The following is a 4351-nucleotide window of genomic DNA, read 5'->3' on the forward strand; positions in this document are numbered from 1 at the left end:
CCGCCGTGGTCACCTCGGCAATGTTACGCACCTGCGTGGTCAGATTATTCGCCATCGCGTTGACGTTGTCGGTCAGCTCCTTCCAGGTGCCATCGACGCCCGGCACTTGCGCCTGACCGCCCAGCTTACCCTCGGTACCTACTTCGCGCGCCACCCGCGTCACTTCCTCGGAGAAGCGATTAAGCTGGTCTACCATTGTATTGAGGTTCTCGCTAATGGCTCGGTGCCTGTCCGTTTCTTGTTTATTGCCCAGGATAATCTTTTGAGTCAGGTCCCCGCGCGACAAGGCATCAATGACTCGAACTATATTCGAGTCGAAGATGGCTTCGGACTCTTGTTTGCTTAAGAGGAGTTCGTTTTCGATATGTTTACGCTCGCTAATGTCCCGCACCACCCCGGTGAAGATGCGCCTGTCGGTAAGTAGCGACTCTTTAACAGCCAGCTCCATCGGGAACTCGCTGCCATCCTTGCGCAGCCCCACCACCTCGCGTCCTATGCCGATGACATGAGGCGTGCGCTCTTGGAGAAAGCGATTCAGGTAGCTGTCGTGTTCGGCTTGATAAGGCTGCGGCATCAGGATTTTCACATTCTTCCCGATCACCTCCTCGGGCTGATACCCGAAGATCTTAATCGCGGACAAATTGAAGCTTTCTATGCAGCCCTTATCATCGATGGTGATAACGGCATCGATGACAGTGTCCAACGTAACGTTCAAACGTGCCCGTTGTTCATTCAGTTCCTTAGTCATTATCAGGGTATTGTTCAACGCGCGCTTACGGTTATTCACCAACAGGAACGCAATCAGGGTCAGCAGCAGACTAAGGATAACGGCGCCAGCAAGCAGCGTTGTCGTGTAGGCATTTTGCGAATATGCATCAAAGAGAGGCAGGCTGCTGAGCTGGACGGTCCAGACGCGCCCACCAAAGTTGATGTGCTGTACGCTCTGATACAGCGAGGATGACTGAGCGCCAATGTGGGAGCTGCCGTCTCTGTCGTACAGCAACGTGCCGATGGACGGCATTTCCCCATCGTAGAGTTCAACATCGATACTTAAATCGTACTCTCCTAGAATGCTGCTTAGCATGCCCTCCATCATAGATTTTATCTGGAACACTGCTACGGCCCAGCCCAAGGCCGTACCGCGATACTCCTCAAGTAACTCAATAGGGGTATCTTGGCTATAAATTGGAACGAAGAGTAAAGCGCCCGTGCCACGTTGCTTCAACTCAATCTTGCCGGTAAGTATTGCGTTTCCAGTGTCTGACGCCTCCATCATAGCGGTGCGACGCACCTCATCAACGAACGTGTCATAGCCCACAACCTGCTGGTTCATCTCGGAGAACGGCTCAATAAAAAGGACCGGGGTATAGCTATCGCGTTCGCCCTCGGGCTTGATTTCATACCCGGGGATACCGCTCTCTCGCACGGCGGCTATGTGTGCATCCTTCTCCGCTTTGAGTACTCTCGGATTAAAGCTCAGGGCCAAGATTCCGGGATAGTTTTCCTTAAGCTCTAAGCGGCTGACATACCGGTTGAACTCACTGCGCGACACCTCTTCACTTGAGTCTATAAATCCACCCACACCGCCTAGCATTAGCGGGTAGCTTTGTATACGAATCTGCATACGGGTGGTGATATTTTCGACAGCCTTATCGAAAACCCCTTGCATAGCCTGTTGATCTTTTTCTTTTTCAAGCATGTATAATTGGCTTGTGATAAAGATACTAAAGACCAGTATCAACCATGGAAACAGCCTTAAAAAGAGGGTGTTATTCCACACAGTTGTAAATTTATTGGTTACCTTGTTGTCACTCTGCGTCATAGTCAATCTTGAAGTAAGCTGTTAAAGGGACTCTGACCATTTGGCCGTATTTCATTGTTAAATATAGTATTAAAAAAAATTTATGCAAGCTAAAACAATAATCATGCCATTTTACAAAAAATACTATAACCCATTGTATACATGGCAATAAATAGTGAACCAAAATCTTGGGTTTTTTAATCATAATTCATTTAGAACGTTTTTTTGTGTTGCAAATTGCAAAACATTACCATTTCTTTAAAACTAGATTCTTTGCATGTCTATACCTGTGTTCAATAAAGATGCTTCATCACAGGTATAGAAGCCTAATTAAAAGAGACAAACAATAAGGAAGAATATGTAGTGAATGCGTTGCTAAGGAAGACATGAGCTTCCAACAGAAATATGTTTTCAATTATTTACGACGCAATCATTGGATAAGCAAGGTAAGAGCGCTTCATTGGTAAAAGAGCATTTTCAGCAAGCACTGCTCTCACCTATGGGTAATGTCAGCTATCAGGAAACTGCTAGAGTAAATGAGTGTTCCGCCATGGCCATTGTAGATCAAAAAATACCCATTTTTTTAGTAGAAAATCGCGAACTCTAACTCGCTCTGGGGGCGAAAGCGCCCTAGGTTTATTACTCTAATTTTTTGTGGGCCTTAGTTGATTCTAATGTCCGCTTTTGAGATTGGGTAGAAAATTGTACGAAAAGTATTGAATAAGATTTTAGGTGTAAATTAATAGACATCTTTAAATTATATGTGGCAGTTTTAGGCGCACAAGTTTCAAATATAGGTATAAACCTAAGGTCAGCTTATGGCTCAGCCTGTGTGAAAACGTTTTGATCACTTTTTCGAATAAGCACCGGATACTTATGATCAATCAATCTCAAAACAAGATAATATATCACTCAATATTTGCTATAATATTCATCAGGTTAATTGATTATATGTTGGCAGTATGTCACGTCATATTAAAGGTTTATCTCGCTCCCAAGCAACCCTCTTTCCAGAAATGCTTGACGATTTTGTCGCTAAAGAAAATCCTGTTAGAGTAATTGATGTATTTGTCGATGGTTTAGATTTAGAAAACCTTGGTTTCAAAGGTGTTCAATCTAAAGCAACTGGCCGACCTGGTTATCATCCCGCCATATTACTCAAAATTTATATCTATGGTTATTTAAACAGAATTCAGTCGTCACGCTGTCTAGAGCGAGAAACACAACGTAATGTTGAACTTATGTGGCTCACGGAGCGTTTATCACCAGACTTTAAAACAATCGCTGACTTTAGAAAAGATAACCATCGTGGGATTAAAAGCACCTGTAAAACCTTTGTTCGAATATGCCATAAATTCAATATGTTTAGTGAAGCGACTGTTGCTATTGATGGTAGTAAGTTTAAGGCATCCAACAACAAAGATAAAAACTACACTCCAAGCAAAATGAAGTCTCATATTGAGCGAGTAGAAAAGCATATTAATAACTATTTTTTGAAGCTTGAACAGTCAGATTCACAAGAGAACACATCACAATACATTGCTAATATTGAATCTAAATTAGATTTCTTAAAGCAACACCTCGTTGAACTAAAAGAGATGAAATTAGCCGTCAATAATCATCCTGACAAACAAGTATCAACAGTCGATCCTGATTCTCGCTTGATGAAAACACAGGGCATGACACGAGCTATTTGCTATAACATACAAAGCGCTGTTGATACCAAACATCATTTAATTGTTGCTCACGAAGTCACCAATACAACAGATAGGGGGCAGTTGTGCAATATGACCAAACTGACACTTAAAGCGTTAGGGAAGAGTGTTACAACAATATTGGCAGATAAGGGTTATTACAGCCGACAAGATATTAAAGATACTCAAGATTTAGGTGTATCGACTCTTGTACCAAAAACCGATACATCAGGCTCAGAAAAGAAGGGAATTTTTAACAAGTCACTGTTTGAATATAATCAAGATAATGATGTTTATATTTGCCCTGCGGGCAATGAGCTTCAACATCGATTCAATGCGATAGAAGGAGGGTTAGATATCAAAATTTACTTCAATGGTATTGCTTGTAAAAATTGTACGATCCGAAGCCAATGTACCCGTTCTAAAAAAGACCCTAGAAGAATGAGACGTTGGATCCATGAAGCTGATATGGAAAAAATGGAGACCTTGCTCAAAGCAACGCCTGATGCGATGCTTCAACGAAAACAAACGGTTGAACATCCCTTTGGTACGATTAAGTTGTGGGCAGGAGCCACGCACCTTTTAACAAGAGGGTTTAAAAATGTCAGTACAGAATTGAACCTGCATGTATTGGCGTATAATTTAAAAAGAATGCTCAATATATTTGGAATAGAAAAGTTGATGAAGGAAGTGATGTTGCCGTAAGAGGTAACTCTTTCCTTAAAAGACCCAAATATGTTTCAAATAGGAGCCAACATCAGCAATTTTGAACGAATAAAAAATATAAAGCATGGATATTCATAAATATCGGCTTCGCTACGCGAAGCCTTATAAAGAGCTGATATAAACCCTCAAT

Annotated in this window: 3 protein-coding genes; 2 read left to right on the forward strand and 1 reads right to left on the reverse strand. The window is 42.2% G+C overall.

The genetic code is table 11. From position 1 onward, the window contains the following. Positions 1–1822: CHASE domain-containing protein (locus H4J46_RS01245; RefSeq protein ID WP_182231777.1), on the reverse strand; the 1822-nt coding region annotated here is incomplete at its 3' end. A 439-nt stretch (positions 1823–2261) separates the two neighbouring features. Between H4J46_RS01245 and H4J46_RS01250 the strand changes: the two genes are divergently transcribed. Together H4J46_RS01250 and H4J46_RS01255 are read left to right on the forward strand one after the other, a co-directional pair. Beyond that, the gene (locus H4J46_RS01250) at positions 2262–2408 is read left to right on the forward strand and encodes a hypothetical protein (protein ID WP_182231778.1); all 147 of its coding nucleotides are present in this window, start codon (positions 2262–2264) and stop codon (positions 2406–2408) included. A gap of 355 nt (positions 2409–2763) precedes the next feature. After that, positions 2764–4200 carry an IS1182 family transposase gene (locus H4J46_RS01255; RefSeq protein ID WP_182231779.1) on the forward strand — a complete coding sequence of 479 codons (1437 nt, stop codon included), beginning with the start codon at positions 2764–2766 and terminating at the stop codon, positions 4198–4200. The last annotated feature ends 151 nt before the right edge of the window (positions 4201–4351 follow it).

It is taken from the genome of Colwellia sp. MB02u-6, from assembly GCF_014077095.1.
GTDB lineage: Bacteria > Pseudomonadota > Gammaproteobacteria > Enterobacterales > Alteromonadaceae > Cognaticolwellia.